A 16,849-nucleotide genomic window follows, 5' to 3' on the forward strand; every position below is an offset into this window, starting at 1 on the left:
GTCAGGTCTCCCGGCCCGCCCCCATCAGCGACGCCCGCTGGCGCGCCGCACGGACCGCCGCCGTCAGCGAGGCGATGTCGTAGGCGCCGTAGTGGCGGCGGCCGTTCACGAAGAACGTGGGCGTGCCGGAGACGCCACTGAGGTCGGCCGACTCGACGTCCATGGCGACCCGGGGCGCACCCGCGCGGGCGCGCAGGTCGTCGCGGAAGCGGTCGGCGTCCAGGCCGGCCTCGGCGGCGTAGCGCAGCAGGTCCTTGGGGCGCAGGTCGCCCTGGTGGGCCATGAGGAGGTCGTGCATCTCCCAGTAGCGGTCCTGGCGGGCCGCGGCCTCGGCGGCCTCGGCGGCGAGCTGCGCGTTGGGGTGCACGTCGGTCAGCGGAAGGTGCCGCCACACGTAGCGGACGTCACCGAAGTCGGCCAGGAGTTCGCGCACCACGGACTCGGCGAGACCGCAGTAGGGGCACTCGAAGTCGCCGTACTCGACGAGCGTCACCGGCGCGTCGAGCCGGCCCCGCACGTGATCGCGCTCCACGTCGACGGGCTCGCTGAGGTCGACGATGGCCTCACCGGTGCCGAGCAGGGCCCGCGCACGGGAACGAGCGTTCAGGGCACCGATCAGCAGGGTGACGATCCAGGTGAGCAGGAACGAACACGCGACAGCGGCCAGGATGCCGATCTTCGCCTGCTCCAGACGGTCGCCCTCGAAGGCCAGGGACGCGATCAGCAGGGCCACGGTGAAGCCCACACCGGCCAGCGTGCCGCCCGCCGTGATGGCACCCCAGCCCACGGGCGGCCGCAGACGCCCCCGGCTCGCCCTCGTCGTGAGCCAGGTGGCGCCGATGATGCCGACCGGCTTGCCGAGCACGTAGCCGAACAGGATGCCGAGAGTGACCGGTGAGGTGAAGGCGTCGGTGAGCTGCCCGGCGCCGAGGGTGATGCCGGCGTTGGCGAGCGCGAAGAGCGGCACGATGACGTAGCTCGTCCAGGGATGGAACATCTGCTGGAGCCGCTCGTTCGGCGAGAGCGTCGAGGCGAGCCCGCGGCGCACGGTCCGTTCGAGTTCCGGCGTGGGCTGCTCCCGGAACCGCCGGAAGAGACGGCTCGCGTGCTCCAGATCGACGCGGTCCGCCGCGTACGCGTAGGTCAGCAGACCCATCGCGAGACCCGTCACCACCGGATCGATCCCCGACTTCAGCAGCGCCACCCAGATCGCCACCCCCAGCACCCCGTACAGCGCGGGCACCCGCCTGCCGATGGTCTGGCGCACCAGCAGGACGACCACGAAGAGGCCGAGTGCCGTCAGCAGCGCGGGCAGCGCGATGGCGTCGCTGTACGCGACGACGATGACGGCCAGGGCCAGGAAGTCGTCCACCACGGCGACGGTGAGCATGAAGACGCGGAGGTTGTTGGGCAGCCGTGACCCGAAGATCGCGAGCATGCCCAGCGCGAAGGCGGTGTCCGTGGACATGGCCGCGCCCCAGCCGTGCGCGTCGGAGCCGTGGCCCGCCGTGACGGCGAGATAGACGGCCACCGGGACGATCATGCCGCTCACTCCCGCGAGCAGCGGCAGCGTGACCCGGCGGCGTTCCCGCAGCTCGCCGAGGTCGAACTCGCGGCGCGCCTCCAGACCCACGACGAAGAAGAACAGCGTCATCAGCCCGCTGTTGATCCACTCCCGCAGGTCGAGCGACACCCCGCCCGACCCGATGCGCACGGACAGCTCGGTGCCCCACAGGGACTCGTACGAGCCGGGGCCCATGTTGGCCCAGGCCAGCGCCGCCAGGGTGGCGGCGAGCAGCACGGCGGCGCTGCCCGTCTCCGTCCGCAGAAACGCGCGCAGCGGACTGCGCGGCTCCTTTCCGCACAGACTCTGGCCCGACAGGGACGACGACTCGGATGGCATGGTCACCCACTGATTCTCGCCCCAGACCGGATCCGTCCACACGCCGCCACCCGGCAAGCGGTCCTCGCGTCTCCGCGGACCCGCCGACCGTGCGGACGTCGGCCGGGCGCGGGAGAATCGACGAGTGCGCATCCCGGACAGGAAGGGCGTGGCACTGTGGTGACCTTTTCACCCGGCTTCCGGGGACGGCCGAGATCCTCCGACGGGCGGCTGCCACCCGGACAGTACGAGGCCTACGACTTCCCGGTGCTGTCCGCCGGACCCACACCCCGGGTCAGCCGCGACACCTGGCAGTTCACCGTGACCACCGAGACCGGCACCGAGCACACCTGGTCCTGGACGGACCTGATGGGGCTCGCCTCCGAGCGGCCGACCGTGGATCTCCACTGCGTCACCAAGTGGTCCAAGTTCGACACCCACTGGCAGGGCGTCTCGCTGGACCTGCTGCTCGCGAACGTCGAGACGGCCGCGGAGTTCGCCCTGGTCCACGCCTACGGGGGCTACACCACCAACCTCCCCCTGGAGGACCTGCTCGACGGACAGGCATGGATCGCCTACGGCTACGACGGCGAGGACGTGCCGCCCGAGCACGGCGGCCCGGCGCGGCTGCTGGTGCCGCACCTCTACCTGTGGAAGTCGGCCAAGTGGGTGCGCGGGATCCAGCTCCTCCTGGACGACGAACCGGGGTTCTGGGAGAGCGCCGGCTACCACGACTACGGAGACCCATGGCGCGAACAGCGGTACCAAGGCGACTAGGCGACAGGCTGCGCTGGCGGGCGGCCACGCTCACGGAGCGGCGGCCGGAGACACCGGCCGCGAGCACCCTGCTCCTGGACGTCCCCGGCTGGCCCGGGCACCTCGCCGGGCAGCACGTGGACGTGCGGCTGACGGCCGCCGACGGCTACAGCACCCAGCGCAGCTACTCGATCGCCTCCGCACCGGGCGAGGAGCGGGTCGAGCTGACGGTCGAGCGCGTCACGGACGGGGAGGTGTCGCCGTACCTCGTCGACGTGTTCGGTGCCGGTGACGCCGTGGAGCTGCGCGGGCCGGTCGGCGGCTGGTTCGTGTGGCGCCCGGAGCAGACCGAGCCCGTGCTCCTGGTCGCCGGCGGCTCCGGACTCGTCCCGCTGATGGCGATGATCCGCGCACGCCGTGCCGTCGGCGGCCGGTCGCCGTTCCGGCTCATCTACTCGGTGCGCACCCCGCAGGACCGGCTCTACCAGGACGAACTGCGGCACACCGACCCCGGGTTGGACGTGGCCTACGTCTACACCCGCACCGCCCCCGAGGGTTCGCGGCGCCCGCCCGGCCGGCTGCGCGCCGAGGACCTCGTGGCGGCCGGGTGGCCGCCCGACTTCGAGCCGACCGTCTACGTCTGCGGTCCCACCGGCTTCGTCGAGTACACGGCCGACCAGCTGGTCGGGCTCGGCCACGCCCCCGGACTCGTCCGCACCGAACGCTTCGGTCCCAGCGGAGGCTGACATGACCACGCTCCCCATCGACGCACCGTACGACGCCTACGACGACGACGCCCACGAGGACGGCAACGTCCTGGCCGGTCCCCTCTCGGAGGTGTTCGCCGTCGACCTGACCGCGGCGGTCGCCACCTGCACCGGCTGCGGCAGCGCGGGACCCGTGGCCCGGCTGCGGGTCTACGGCCGCGGGCCCGGGCTGATCGCCCGCTGCCCGGACTGTGCCCACGTCGTGCTCCGGCTCGTCCGAGGCCCCGGCACCGCCTGGCTGGACCTGCGCGGAACCGTCAGCCTGCGCATCGCCCTGCCCGACACTCTCCCCGACACGCCATAGGATCCGCTGCCGCCGTCGACGGTCGTCAGGATCCGGGAAGCGCACAGCGTCGGGCCTCGCCCGACGCTGCTCTTTGAGCGTCGTCACATCGCGCGCGCCGGCTTCGTCAGGGTGGTGGACGGAGGTCCCGGCCGCGCCCCCGCGGACGGAGCCGACGCAACCATGCCCGGCATCGCCGCCGAAGCTGGTTGGATCGAGCCAGGCGATGCCGACGGAGACCGCGCAGGCGGCCCGCCCGAGAGATGGAGAGACGATGAGCAAGGCCACGAGGACGGACCCGCAGCCGTCTGCGCCGCACGGTGCCGACAGTCACGATCTGATCCGCGTGCTGGGCGCGCGGGAGAACAACCTCAAAGACGTCAGCATCGAGATCCCGAAACGCCGCCTGACCGTCTTCACCGGGGTGTCCGGCTCCGGCAAGAGCTCGCTGGTGTTCAACACCATCGCCGCGGAGTCGCAGCGCCTCATCAACGAGACCTACAGCGCCTTCGTACAGGGCTTCATGCCGACGCTCGCCCGGCCCGAGGTCGACGTCCTCGAAGGACTCACCACCGCGATCATCGTCGACCAGCAGCGGATGGGTGCCGACCCCCGGTCCACGGTCGGCACCGCCACCGACGCCAACGCGATGCTGCGCATCCTCTTCAGCAGGCTCGGCACGCCGCACATCGGCCCGCCGAGCGCGTACGCCTTCAACGTCCCCTCGGTCCGTGCGAGCGGCGCCATCACCGTCGAACGCGGCAACAAGAAGGCCGTCAAGGCCACCTTCAACCGCACCGGCGGCATGTGCCCGCGCTGCGAGGGCCGCGGCACCGTCTCCGACATCGACCTCACCCAGCTCTACGACGACTCCAAGTCCCTCAACGAGGGCGCGATCACCATCCCCGGGTACGGCTCGGACGGCTGGAACATGCGGCTCTACAAGGAGTCGGGCTTCGTCGACCCGGACAAGCCGATCAGCAAGTACACCAAGAAGGAACTGAACGACTTCCTCCACCACGAGGCGACCCGGATGAAGATCGCCGGCATCAACATGACGTACGAGGGGCTGGTCCCCCGCGTGCAGAAGTCGATGCTCTCCAAGGACAAGGAGGCGATGCAGCCGCACATGCGGGCCTTCGTCGACCGCGCGGTCACCTTCGCCACCTGTCCCGAGTGCGACGGAACCCGGCTCAGCGAGGGCGCCCGGGCGTCGAAGATCAAGCGGATCAGCATCGCCGACGCGTGCGCGATGCAGATCAGCGACCTCGCCGACTGGGTCCGCGGTCTCAAGGAGCCGTCGGTGGCGCCGCTGCTCACCGCCCTCCAGCACACCCTCGACTCGTTCGTGGAGATCGGCCTCGGCTACCTCGCGCTCGACCGTCCGGCCGGCACCCTCTCCGGCGGCGAGGCACAGCGCGTCAAGATGATCCGCCACCTCGGCTCCTCCCTCACCGACGTCACCTACGTCTTCGACGAGCCCACGGCGGGTCTGCACCCCCACGACATCCAGCGCATGAACGAACTGCTGCTGCGCCTGCGCGACAAGGGCAACACGGTGCTCGTCGTCGAGCACAAGCCCGAGACGATCGCGATCGCCGACCATGTCGTCGACCTCGGGCCCGGCGCCGGAACCGGGGGCGGCGCCGTCTGTTTCGAGGGCACCGTCGAGGGACTGCGGACCGCGGACACCGTCACCGGCCGTCACTTCGACGACCGGGCGTCCGTCAAGGAGACCCCGCGGGAGCGCACCGGCACGCTGGAGATCCGCGGCGCGTCCGCGAACAACCTGCGGGACGTCGACGTGGACGTCCCGCTCGGAGTACTGGTCGTCGTCACGGGTGTCGCGGGCTCCGGCAAGAGCTCGCTCGTCCACGGGTCGATCCCGGCGGGCGAAGGAGTCGTGTCCATCGACCAGAGCCCGATCCGCGGTTCGCGGCGGAGCAACCCGGCCACGTACACCGGGCTGCTCGACCCGATCCGCAAGGCGTTCGCGAAGGTCAACGGCGTGAAACCGGCCCTCTTCAGCGCCAACTCCGAGGGCGCCTGCCCCACGTGCAACGGCGCCGGCGTCATCTACACCGACCTGGCGATGATGGCCGGTGTGGCCAGCCCCTGCGAGGACTGCGAGGGCAAGCGGTACCAGCCCTCGGTGCTGGAGTACCACCTGGGCGGCCGTGACATCAGCGAGGTGCTCGCGATGTCCGTGGACGAGGCCGAGGAGTTCTTCGGCGCGGGCGAGGCGGCCACCCCCGCGGCGCAGCGCGTCCTCACCCGGCTCTCCGACGTCGGGCTCGGCTACCTCACGCTCGGCCAGCCGCTCACCACCCTCTCGGGCGGCGAACGGCAACGCCTCAAACTGGCCACGCACATGGCAGACAAGGGCGGCGTGTACGTGCTCGACGAGCCGACCACGGGACTGCACCTCGCCGACGTCGAGCAGTTGCTCGCGCTGCTCGACCGGCTCGTCGACTCCGGCAAGTCGGTCATCGTCGTCGAGCACCACCAGGCCGTGATGGCGCACGCCGACTGGATCATCGACCTCGGACCCGGCGCCGGTCACGACGGCGGCCGCCTCGTCTTCGAAGGCACCCCGGCCGACCTCGTCGCCGCGCGCTCCACCCTCACCGGCGAACACCTGGCCGCCTACGTCGGCGGGTGAACGAAGGGCGTGCCCGGGTCCGGCAGCTCACTGCCGGGCCCGGGCAGGTCTCCTCCGGAACTCTGCGGAGCACGAAGAGGAGGCCCTCGCCATCCGGGGTCCCGGGACAGCAAGCAGGTGACGAAATCGGGTGGTTACCGAGATTCCGAGCATTCAAGCACCTCAACAGCGGCCTGAGAAGTGGGCCATTGAGGACGTTCACGGGCGAATGCGATTCACCAGTTCCCTCCCGGCGGGGTAGGGGAGCCCCGCCGACAGCAACTCCGCCGTGTCGAAGGCCCGATGGGCTTCGGAGACGTGGCCGAGGGCGGTGAGCGCAGCCGCATGGGCGATACGGGCGTCCGCCTCGGCCAGCCGCTCGCCGGCCTCGGACGCGCGGGCCGTCTCACGGGCCGCGAGCTCCGCGGCGCCCCGGCGGTCCCCCGCTCCCAGCCGTGCCCATGCGGTCAGCGGGGCAGCCCCCGTGGTATCCGCGTCGGGCTCGGTCAGGAGTGCCAGGGCCTCCTCGGGACGGCGTCGCCGCAGATGCAGTTCGGCCCGTGCCAGCCGCACCTCGTGCAGCGCCTGCTGATCGCCCTGCCCGTTCGCCGCGTCCGCGGCCCGGGCGAGCAGCTCCTCCGCGGACGGCGCGGCGCCGGCGTCCGACCGCATCCGGACACGGGCGAGGGCGGCCAGCGCGTAGGCCGTCGACCAGGTGGCGGCTCCCTGCTGACGGTCGTCCTCCACGGCGGCCTCGGCCAGCGCGGCCGCCGTCCCCGGCTCTTCGAGCAGCAGATGCAGCTCGGCGAGGTTCGCGCGCTCGAAGGCCGCCGCGGTCGGATCGCCGGAGCGCTCGGCGAGTTCGAGCGCACGATGGCCGGTCAGGGTGGCCTCCCGCAGCCGCCCGGAGCGGCGGGCGTGCTCCCGCAGGACCGAGAGGACCGACGCCAGCACCTGCGGATCGCCGAACGCCTCCGCGTGCGGCAGCGCCTCGTCGGCCACCGGCCGCGCGTCACTGAACCGGCCCGCCAGGGCGAGGGCGGTGGCCTGCGCGGTGAGTGCCCGGGCCAGCAGCCCCCGCCGTTCCGGCCCGGTCACCCGCTGGGCGGCCTCGTGCGCGGAGCGCGCCGCCTCGACCGCGTCCGGGTAGCGCCCGGTCACGAAGCACAGGACGGACCGGCTCAGGTGATGGGCCGCCGCGGCGTCGGCGGCCGCCCCCGGAGCGGGCGGTGAGGCGTCGAGGAAGGCGAACCCCTCCGCCGCCGAACGCGACTTGGCGAGAACCTCGGCCAGCCGCGCCGCCGCCAGCACCCGGCCGTCGCCGTCCCCGCGCCGCCGCATGTCCTCCAGGGCCTCCCGCAGGATCAGGGCCGCGTCGTCGTAGCGGGCCATGCGGCGCAGCACGGCGGCCCGGTCGATCCTGATCCAGGCTGCTTCGGCGGCCGCGGAGTCGAGCCGCTCCGTCAGCTGCACGTAGTAGTGGTCGGCCGCGTCGTTGGCGCACAGCGCGGCGGCGCGTTCCGCCGCCCGGCGCAGGAAGCCGGTCGCACGCGGGTCGTCGGCCAGCGTCAGATGGACGGCGAGGGTGTCCACGGCTTCCGGCCTGCGCCGCAGCACGGTCTCGGCATACGCGGAGTGCAGCAGCCGGCGACGGGCGGCCGACAGGCGTTCGTAGCAGGTGAGCCGGATCAGCGGGTGCCGGAAGGCGAGCCCGGGTGCGCCCTGGCCGTCGGTCACCACGTCGCGTTCGGCGAGGACGGACGCCGCGATGGCCGCGTCGGCTCCCGCCGTGGCCTCCGCGGGGGACAGCGGCGGATGCAGACCACCGCTCGCGACGTCGAGGACGTCCGAGAGCGCCGCGTCGCCACCCGCAGCCGCGACGGCCTCCACCACGCGGCGTGCCGCGGGACCGAGCCGCGCCAGCCGCTCGGCGACCAACTGCCTTACGCCTTGCGGTGTTTGGCGTTCGGTGTCGTCGGGGGCCGAGGCGAGTTCGAGGGCGAACAGCGGGTTGCCCAGGGACAGTTCCCATACGCGTTCGGGCGGCTCGTGCCCGGGCGGCAGGCCGAGGCTGTCGGCGGCGAGGGCGAGACAGTCGGCGCGCGTCAGCCGCTCCAGGCCGACGTGCTCGGCGAGCCGCTGGCGTACGAGGGTGTCCAGGACGGTCAGCCGGGGGTCGAACTCCGCGAGTTCCTCGGACCGGTAGGTCACGAGGAAGCGCCAGTCGGCGTGTGCGGTCGCCGCGCGCCGGGCCAGATGACTGAGGAGCTGCCAGGATCCCACGTCGGCGGCGTGCAGGTCGTCCAGGACGATGAGCACCGGCGCGCTCGCGGCGAGATCGTGGAGCATCGCGGCCGTCGAACGGAACAGCCGCTCGCGCTCCTCCTCCGGGCTGCGCTCGGCGACCGCGCCCACCTGACCCAGCGAGGGGAGCAGCACGGCCAGTTCGGGATGTTCGGTGCCGGTCCGTGCCCGTTCGGCGGGCGGCCGCTCCGCCAGCCATCCGTCGAGCGCTTCGACGAACGCGCCGAACGGGGTGTGCCCCTCGGCGTCATGGCCCGCACCCCACAGAACGGCCGTCCCGGAGGCGAAGGCCTGCCGTGCCGCTTCGAGAGCGAGCCGCGTCTTGCCCAGCCCCGCCTCCCCGCCGATCAGCCGTACCGGCGGCCCACCCGGCCGCAGCAGGGCGTCGAGCGCCCGGCCGCGTCCGCGCAGCGGGGCGGGTGCGGGACCGCGCAGGGCGGCGGGCGACAGAAAGCCCCCTCCGGGTGCGGTGCCGGGCCCCGCGGGGCTGTCCGTGTCGAGCGCCTGGAGGTGCAGCTGCTCGGTCACGGGTCCCGGACGGATGCCGAGCTCGCCGTCCAGCGCCTGCCGGCAGGCGTGGAACTGGCGTATCGCCTGACGGCGCAGTCCCTGCCGCAGGCTGGCCCGCATCAGGAGCTGGTGGGCACGTTCCTCGGCGGGATGGTCGTCGAGGACCTGGCGCGCCGTGGCCGCGGCCTCCTCGGCCGCGCCGTCGTCGAGGAGCGCCTGGGCCAACGCGAGGCGCAGTCGGTCACGCAGTCCGGCGAGCCGTTCACGCAGCACCTGGGCCCAGTCCGCGTAGCGGTCCTCGGGCAGGAGCTCCCCGGTGAACACGTCCAGGGCGGCGGCCAGACCGGAAGCGCTCGGCGTGCGCAGCGCGTCCTCGGCCAGCCGCTCGGCGTGGTCCGTGTCGATCCACACGGTCTCGGGGTCGAGGCGCAGGAGAGCGCCGTCGGAGACGAGGTAGGAGGAGGCCGTACGGGGGGCGAGTTCGGGTTCGAGGGCGCGGCGGGCGGCGTGCAGGGCGACCCTCAGGCTCCCCAGGGCCTGCTGGGGATCGGCGTCGGGCCAGCAGACCTCCGTCGCCTGCTCACGGTGCAGGCTGTGCCCGGGGGCGACGGCGAGGAGCTTCACCAGAGCCTGCGCGCTGGGCCGCGGCCAGCGCTCCGCGAGCGCCGGCCCGCCGTCACGTGTGACGCGAAAACCGCTGAAAAGGTGCAGACGCAGCAACGGGGGAGTGCCGGCCGACCCCTCGGCGGGGTGGCCAGGCGGCTGGTTCGTGTAGTGCTCACCCATGAGCGCGTCACTCTAGACGCCGCGACACGCGACGTGTGCAGGTACCCCGGGTGACGGCTCAGGGGCGATCGTGCTGGTGGCGCCCCGTGCGGGGCCGTCGTGGTCGGCCTTCGTCCGCCCGGTGTTCTCGCCCTGCCGGGACGGGATCCGCGGTCTCGTTCCCGTCCCCCCCACGGCTGAAGGGAGTTGGGGCACCGCGGCCGGCCGCCGCCCCGGCACCGTTCCGGTTCAGCCCGGTCAGGGCTCCGGCCGCGCCGACCCGGAGCCCTGCCGTCCGTGCTACCCGGCCACCGGGTCGAAGAGCACCGGCAGCGATCGCGGGCCCCGGGTGAAGACGCCGTGCTCGGCCGGGTGGAAGCCGTCGGCGAGGCGGAGGCCGGGCAGGGCGTCGAGGAGCTGGTTCACGCCGGTCTCGACCTCCGCCTTGGCGAGGAGCGCCCCCACGCAGAAGTGCCGCCCGAGGGCGAAGGCGAGATGGTCCGCGGCGGCGGTGAACGCGCTCGTCGTGGTCAGGTCGTCGCGGAAGATGTCGAAGCGCTCGGGGTCGCGGTAGCGGTCCCCGTCACGGTTGGCGGAGCCGATCAGGCATGTCACGGTGGCGCCGGCCGGGATGACCCCTCCGGAGACCTCCACCTCCGTGGCGGACTGCCGCATGATCATGTGGACCGGAGGGGTGTAGCGGAGGGTCTCGGCGAAGGCGGCGGCGATGAGGGAGCGGTCCGCCCGGACGGCCGCCAACTGGTCGGGATGCCGGAGCAGGTTGGCGAAGACGCTCGCGATCGCCTTGTCGGTGGTCTCGCCGCCGGCCGCCAGCAGCAGACTGCAGAACGCCTTGATGTCCTCGTCGCTCATCCGCACACCGTCCACCTCCGCGGCGCACAGCACGGACAGCAGATCGTCACCCGGGTTCCCGCGCCGCTCGCGGATCACCGGGATCATGTACTCGGCGAACTCCACCCGGGTGCGCTCGCCCGCCGCCGTCACCTCGGGATCGCCCGCGAGGTTGCCGAGGAACGCGATGACGGCCGTGTACCAGCCGTGGAAGCGGGTGTGGTCGGCCTTGTCCAGGCCCAGCATGTCGGCGATCACGTTGACCGGGAGACGGGTGGCGTAGTCGCTGACGAGGTCCGCGGAACCGGAGTGCCGGAAGGCGTCGATGAGCTCGCGCGAGTTGCGCTCGATGACCGGCAGGAACTTCTCCTGGAGGTCGCTGCCCCGGAAGGCCGGCGCCACCAGCGCCCGCCGCACGGCGTGTTCCCGCCCGCTCAGCTGAAGGATCGTCCGGCCGTGCACCGGCTCCAGCTGCCAGTTGTAGTTGTCGGTCGTGAACTCGGCCTTCTTGTCCTTGAAGACCCGCTCGACATCCGCGTACCGCGAGACGACGTAACTCTGCATCGCCTCGTGCCAGATCAGCGGCTCCTCCTCCCGCATCAGCCGGTAGGCCTGATACGGGTTCGCGGCGAACTCGGGCGAAAGGATGTCGGGGGCCTGCCGTGCCGTGGACATGGATCTCCTCGAACTGGACTCCGGGGTCACCCCGAGCGTACGGACCATCCGGCGAGTCGAACAGTCAACGGTGTGTCGGACCAGTGGAGTTGGGGCGAAGGCGATCACGGGGACGGACCGGTTCGCGCCGGGCGCCCGGGAGCGCCGTCCAGGCTGCCCACATGTGTGTCTCGACAGGCGAAGCCGAGTTCTCCGGCACCACGTTGTACGGCGGCCGGCTACGGCACCCCGAGCACGGACTGATCCATGTGCTGGGATACCGGAACACCGTGGCCAATCTGGCCGACGGGCCCCTGCTCGCCTACTTCGGATCACGGCCGGCGGACCGCCTCTCACGCAGGATGTGCACGAACATCCTGGTCACCGTCGACTCGTCCGACGCGGCCGCCGCGACGACCTACTTCGCCACCTACCGGGTCGACGGCTACACCGCGGGCACACTGCTGCCGCCCCGGCTGCCCGGGAACGTGGGCCACTACGAGGACACGTTCCGCCGGGTCGACGGCCAGTGGCTCATCGCGACCCGGCGGCTCCACCTGCCGTTCGGCGGCCCCACGGAGCGCCTGGACGTGCCAAACCGGCAGGCCTGAGCGCGACGGCCCGATGGTGGGTCTCTTCAGGCCGCCGGGCGGCGGTACGGGCGGAAGAACTCCCTGAGTTCCTCCGCGTACAACTCCGGCTGCTCGAAGGGGGCGAAGTGGCCGCCGCGCGACGGTTCCGTGGCGCGGGCGAGGTTCGTCGTGCGTTCGAGCCACGCGCGAGGCGGCCGGACCAGGTCGCCCGGGAAGATCGAGAAGCCGGACGGCACCTCGACGCGGCGGGCGAGCTGGGCCGGCGGGATCGCGGCATTCGCGCGGTACATGCGCATCGACGAACCGATCGTCTCCGTCAGCCAGTACAGCGTGACGTTCGTCAGGATCTCGTCCTTGGTGAAGCACCGCTCGACGTCACCGTCGCAATCGCTCCACGCCCGCAGCTTCTCGACGATCCAGGCGGCGAGCCCCGCCGGCGAGTCGGTGAGCCCGACGGCCGCCGTCTGCGGCTTCGTGCGGTGCATGGCGGCGTACGCGCCCTCGGAGCCGCCCCACGCCGCCGCGCCCTCCATCCACGCGCGTTCCTCGGGCGTGAGGTCGCCAGGGTCGCCGCCGAACACCGGCAGGCCCCCGTCCATGCGGTGGACGGCCACGACCCGGTCGGGGTGGTCGAGCGCGAGATAGCGGCTCACGTGGCTGCCGATGTCACCACCGGCGGCGCCGAAACGTTCGTACCCCAGCACATCCATCAACTCGGCCCACAGGCCGGCGACCGCGATGGAGTCGAGAGGGGCACCGGTGGGACGGTCGGAGTAGCCGTAGCCGGGCATGTCCGGCACGATCACGTCGAACGCGTCGGCGGGGTCCGCTCCGTGGGCGCCGGGATCGGTGAGGAGCGGGATCACCTTCGTGTACCGCCAGAACGAGTCCGGCCACCCGTGGCTGAGCACCAGCGGCAGCACCGGACCGCTCGGCGCGACGGCCCGCGCGTGCACGAAGTGGATGCCGAGGCCGCCGAGCGGGACCCGGAAGCGGGGGAGCCGGGCGAGGGCCGCCTCCTGGGCCGGCCAGTCGAAGCCGTCCGCCCAGTACGCGACGAGCTCGCGGAGATAACCGAGGTCGGTGCCGAGCGCCCAACCGGCGTCCTCCGGCGCGTCCGGCCACCGCGTTCCGCGCAGCCGCGCGCGGAGGTCGTCGAGTGCGGCGGGTGCTGTCCGCGAAGTGAACGGCTCGGCGCGAGGCGCGACATCAGACATGACGCGCATCCTACGGAGCGGGCAGGTCCGGACCGTCGACCTCCCGTCCACGCCACCTCGCGCCGCGCGCCCCGGCCCACAGGTGCCCGGCGCCACCGACCACCGGGCCACCCGCCATATGTCCCTGGGGCCAGACCCGTTCCGCGCCGCACATCCCCGTGTGACGGGCCCCGCACCGTCGTCCGTGCGCCGGCGGGCCACCGACGGCCCTGAGGTGCCCGGGCGGCGGGCATGCGGACGACGACGGCGGGGCGGGACGCGGTGTTCGCGCGCCGCTGCGAGGACGCGGGGCCTGTCGGGCCGCCGCCCTCCTTGGCGAATCAGCCGGTTCGTTCCTCGTACGCGGCCCTGCTCGCCTCGATGTCCGCGATGTGCTCGATGGCCCAGCCGGCCAGCGCCAGGGCCGGCGGGATGAGGCTCTCGCCGTTCGGGGTGAGCGCGTACTCGACCCGGGGCGGCACCTCCGCGTACGCCGTCCTCGACACCAGACCGTCGCGTTCCAGGTTCCGCAGCGTCAGCGTCAGCATCCGCTGCGAGATCCCGGGGACCTGCCGCTGCAGGTCGGTGAAGCGCAGCCGGCCCTGCTCCAGCGTCGTCACGATCAGCAGGGTCCACTTGTCGCAGATGCGGTCGAGCACGGCACGGATCGTCCGCCCGCCGTCGCCGCGGATCATGCACGTGTGCTCGTACTCCGACATGACAGCTCCCTGTACGTGACGCACACCCGTGTGCCTTTTGTGAGCCCCCCGACGCTGACTCATCATGGGGCAACTTACGCCTGGTAACTATTGTGCGAGGGAATCACCATGGACGTCGCGTACTGGATCGTCGCGGGGCTGCTGGCGCTGTTCTACCTCTACGCCGGAGGCATGAAGGTCGTGCGGAGCCAGGAGCAGCTCAGGCCCATGATGGGCTGGGTCGACCGGGTGCCCATGGCGCTGGTCAGAGGGATCGGGACGGTGGAGGTCCTCGGCGCGGCAGGGCTGATACTGCCGCCCCTCACGGGGATCGCGCCGGTCCTCGCCGTGGCCGCAGCGGTGGGCCTCGTCCTGATCCAGGTCGGGGGCATCGCCGTCCACGTCTCCCGCGGCGAGGCGCGGCTGATCGGACTCAACATCGGCCTGCTGGTCGCCGCGGCGGCGGCCGTCCGGCTCGGCACCACCTGGCTCTGACGTCCACGCGCGCGCACGCGGGCAGGGCCGGGCGGCACGCAAAAGGGCGGGAGCCCGGCACTCGGCCGACTCCCGCCCCGGTCCGCCGACCGTCAGGTGCGGTAGGCGTAGTACGCGGCGTTCGGGTACGACGCGATGATGCTCGCCACCGACCTGTTGTAGGTGTTGGTGGAGTGGTACGACAGGTACGGCACACCCTGCGGGCTGCGGTACGTGACGATCATGCTGTGGTCCTTGGACCCGTCCTTGTTGAAGTCCATCTGCAGCACATCGCCGATGTCCAGCTGGTAGACGTTGGCGAGGCTGGTGACACGCTTCGAGGACAGCGCGAACCACGAGAACTCGTTGACACCGATGAACGAGTCCGACTGGATGTCCGCGGTACCGAACCAGTTGTGGAAGTCGTTCGTGTAACCGGGAACGTGCTTCCAGCCACCGGCCTTCAGGGACTGGCTGACGAAGTTGGTGCAGTCACCGCCGGCACCCTCCCCGTTGAAGTCCGGGTACGCCGGGTTGTAGGTCTTCCAGTACTTGGCCGCGTACGCCGCCATGGCCTTGTAGTCGTAGCCGGAGGCCGTGAGGTTCTTCGGCTTCGCCGCCGGGTTCGGCGTGGTCGCCGAACGGGTCGCGGTGGGCGGCCCGTCGTCGGCGGTCTTCGGGGCGGCCACGAGCGGGGTGGTGGCGACCTGGTTGACCGCGACACCGTCGTCGGTGTCCCGGACGCCGGTCAGCTGCCAGTCACCCTGGTGGTCGGCCTTGAACGTCAGCTCGTGGTGCGCCTGGAAGCCGGTGGTCTTCGGCTCGGTGGCCTTGGTCTTGTCGTACGTCAGCGTCGTCGTCTCGGTGACGGTGACGGTGGCGTGACGGCCCTTCACCTGCGTGCGGTCCAGCGAGACGGTCGTGTTGCCCGCACGGTACTTCTCGCCCAGCGTCGCCAGGCGGGCCTTGCGGCTCTCCAGCTGCGACAGCGCGGACTTCTCCGCGCGGGACTGGGTGGAGGACAGACGCACGTCGCCGGAGAACCGCGACGTGTTCCGCTTGCTCTTCCCGTCGTCCACCAGGGCGTCGGTACGGTCGGTGAAGACCGCGTCCGCCAGCCGCTGGAAGGTGGCCTTCGTGGTCGCGTCCACCTTGGGGTCGGCAGCGACACCCGCCGCGCCCGCGGACCAGTTGGGCAGCAGTGCCGCTCCGGCGACGACCGAGGCGGCCGCCGCCGTGACTATGGTCGCGCGTTGCCGCTTACGGCTCAGTTTCCTTGATTTCAATGGTGTTCCCCTCTACGCCGGTATTCGATACCGGAGGCCGCATCCTCGCACGGCATGTGTGGCTCCCGTGAAGGGGGTTGTCGATGTGATATCGCCGTAATCTGCGGACAGCGCGGCGCTGTTGGGGCCTCAGCCCCGTCCGGAGCGGTGTCCCGACCTCGGTGCTGGACGCCGAACGGCCCGGCCGACCGGCTCGCGAGCGCAGGCCACGTACCCTTTCACCGTGTCAGGAAGCCGTCTGCATCGCGTCGCCGTTCTCGTGCTCGAAGGGGCCAAACCGCTCGATGTCGGAATTGCCGCGCAGGTGTTCACGACCCGCGCGAGCATGCCGTACGAGGTACGGGTGTGCGGCGCGGAACCCGGGCTCGTGACGGGCGGCGACGGACTGTCGTACCACGTCGCCCACGGGCTCGACGCGCTCGCGTGGGCGGACATCGTCTTCGTCCCCGGCTACCGGTTCCCCGACCGCGAGGATCCGCCACGGGCGGTCGTCGACGCGCTGATCGCCGCCCACGAGCGAGGGGCGCGGCTGGCCGCCATCTCGACGGGCGCCTTCGCGCTCGCCGCGACGGGGCTGCTCGACGGCAAGCGCGCCACGACGCACTGGCACTACACCCGGGCGCTCGCGGCGAAGCACCCGCTCGTCCACGTCGACGAGAACGTCCTCTTCATCGACGAGGGCAGTGTGCTGACGTCGGCGGGCGCCGCCTCGGGCATCGACCTCTGTCTCCACATCCTGCGCGGCGACCTCGGGGTGGCCGCGTCGAACCACGCGGCCCGGCGCCTGGTCGCCGCTCCCTACCGCAGCGGCGGTCAGGCCCAGTACGTTCCGCGCAGCGTGCCCGAGCCGCTGGGCGAACGGTTCGCCGCCACCCGCGAGTGGGCGCTGCACCGGCTCGGTGAACCCCTCTCCCTCGACGTACTCGCGGAGCACGCCGCGGTGTCGCCGCGGACCTTCTCGCGGCGCTTCGCCGACGACACCGGCTACACCCCGATGCAATGGGTGATGCGGGCCCGTATCGACATGGCGCGTGAGCTGTTGGAGCGTTCGCAGTGGAGTGTCGAGCAGATCGCCGCGGGCGTCGGTCTGGGCACGGGCGCCAATCTGCGGCTCCACTTCCAGCACATCCTGGGCACCAGTCCGAGCGAATACCGGCGCACCTTCACCCAGGGCGCGTAGTCCACGGC

13 protein-coding genes are annotated in these 16,849 nt (G+C 72.0%); 7 read left to right on the plus strand and 6 right to left on the minus strand.

Annotated features, from left to right (window positions below):
* Position 1: 1 nt before the first annotated feature.
* Positions 2-1,903: a Na+/H+ antiporter NhaA gene (gene nhaA / locus ACIRQH_RS10235; protein WP_404225707.1), complete on the minus strand. Its 1,902-nt coding sequence runs from the start codon at positions 1,901-1,903 to the stop codon at positions 2-4.
* Positions 1,904-2,059: 156 nt separating this feature from the next.
* Between nhaA and ACIRQH_RS10240 the strand changes: the two genes are divergently transcribed.
* The 4 genes from ACIRQH_RS10240 to ACIRQH_RS10255 all read left to right on the plus strand — a co-directional run bounded on the left by ACIRQH_RS10240 (position 2,060) and on the right by ACIRQH_RS10255 (position 6,350).
* Positions 2,060-2,659 (plus strand): sulfite oxidase-like oxidoreductase, encoded by a 600-nt coding sequence (locus ACIRQH_RS10240; RefSeq protein ID WP_388872014.1) that lies wholly within the window; start codon positions 2,060-2,062, stop codon positions 2,657-2,659.
* The gene (locus ACIRQH_RS10245; RefSeq protein ID WP_404225130.1) at positions 2,629-3,384 is read left to right on the plus strand and encodes a ferredoxin reductase; all 756 of its coding nucleotides are present in this window, start codon (positions 2,629-2,631) and stop codon (positions 3,382-3,384) included. The genes ACIRQH_RS10240 and ACIRQH_RS10245 overlap by 31 nt, the downstream gene beginning before the upstream one ends.
* A gap of 1 nt (position 3,385) precedes the next feature.
* Positions 3,386-3,709, plus strand: coding sequence for a DUF6510 family protein (locus ACIRQH_RS10250; protein WP_404225132.1), 324 nt, complete (start codon positions 3,386-3,388; stop codon positions 3,707-3,709).
* A 253-nt stretch (positions 3,710-3,962) separates the two neighbouring features.
* Positions 3,963-6,350 carry an ATP-binding cassette domain-containing protein gene (locus ACIRQH_RS10255; RefSeq protein ID WP_404225134.1) on the plus strand — a complete coding sequence of 796 codons (2,388 nt, stop codon included), beginning with the start codon at positions 3,963-3,965 and terminating at the stop codon, positions 6,348-6,350.
* A 198-nt stretch (positions 6,351-6,548) separates the two neighbouring features.
* Here the strand turns inward: ACIRQH_RS10255 and ACIRQH_RS10260 are convergent, their stop codons facing one another.
* Positions 6,549-9,929, minus strand: coding sequence for an ATP-binding protein (locus ACIRQH_RS10260; RefSeq protein WP_388933120.1), 3,381 nt, complete (start codon positions 9,927-9,929; stop codon positions 6,549-6,551).
* A gap of 279 nt (positions 9,930-10,208) precedes the next feature.
* Positions 10,209-11,435, minus strand: coding sequence for a cytochrome P450 (locus tag ACIRQH_RS10265; RefSeq protein WP_404225136.1), 1,227 nt, complete (start codon positions 11,433-11,435; stop codon positions 10,209-10,211).
* 161 nt (positions 11,436-11,596) lie between these two features.
* Between ACIRQH_RS10265 and ACIRQH_RS10270 the strand changes: the two genes are divergently transcribed.
* Complete coding sequence (locus ACIRQH_RS10270; protein ID WP_404225137.1) at positions 11,597-12,025, plus strand: nuclear transport factor 2 family protein; 429 nt, start codon at positions 11,597-11,599, stop codon at positions 12,023-12,025.
* Between the two features lie 26 nt (positions 12,026-12,051).
* On the opposite strand, the gene ACIRQH_RS10275 is transcribed toward ACIRQH_RS10270, so the two are convergent.
* Positions 12,052-13,224 (minus strand): epoxide hydrolase family protein, encoded by a 1,173-nt coding sequence (locus ACIRQH_RS10275; RefSeq protein ID WP_388871994.1) that lies wholly within the window; start codon positions 13,222-13,224, stop codon positions 12,052-12,054.
* Positions 13,225-13,544: 320 nt separating this feature from the next.
* A complete protein-coding gene (locus ACIRQH_RS10280; protein WP_355881944.1) occupies positions 13,545-13,922 on the minus strand; it encodes a helix-turn-helix domain-containing protein in 378 nt (125 codons plus the stop codon).
* A gap of 108 nt (positions 13,923-14,030) precedes the next feature.
* On the opposite strand from ACIRQH_RS10280, the gene ACIRQH_RS10285 reads away from it, so the two are divergent.
* Entirely contained in the window at positions 14,031-14,396 is a 366-nt protein-coding gene (locus ACIRQH_RS10285; RefSeq protein WP_358818742.1) for a DoxX family protein, read from the plus strand.
* A gap of 92 nt (positions 14,397-14,488) precedes the next feature.
* Here the strand turns inward: ACIRQH_RS10285 and ACIRQH_RS10290 are convergent, their stop codons facing one another.
* Positions 14,489-15,661, minus strand: a complete 1,173-nt coding sequence (locus ACIRQH_RS10290; protein ID WP_388871988.1) for an amidase domain-containing protein — start codon at positions 15,659-15,661, stop codon at positions 14,489-14,491.
* A 223-nt stretch (positions 15,662-15,884) separates the two neighbouring features.
* Between ACIRQH_RS10290 and ACIRQH_RS10295 the strand changes: the two genes are divergently transcribed.
* Complete coding sequence (locus ACIRQH_RS10295) at positions 15,885-16,841, plus strand: GlxA family transcriptional regulator (RefSeq protein WP_388871985.1); 957 nt, start codon at positions 15,885-15,887, stop codon at positions 16,839-16,841.
* The last annotated feature ends 8 nt before the right edge of the window (positions 16,842-16,849 follow it).

The sequence above is a fragment of the Streptomyces sp. NPDC102279 genome (assembly GCF_044766365.1).
Classification (GTDB): domain Bacteria; phylum Actinomycetota; class Actinomycetes; order Streptomycetales; family Streptomycetaceae; genus Streptomyces.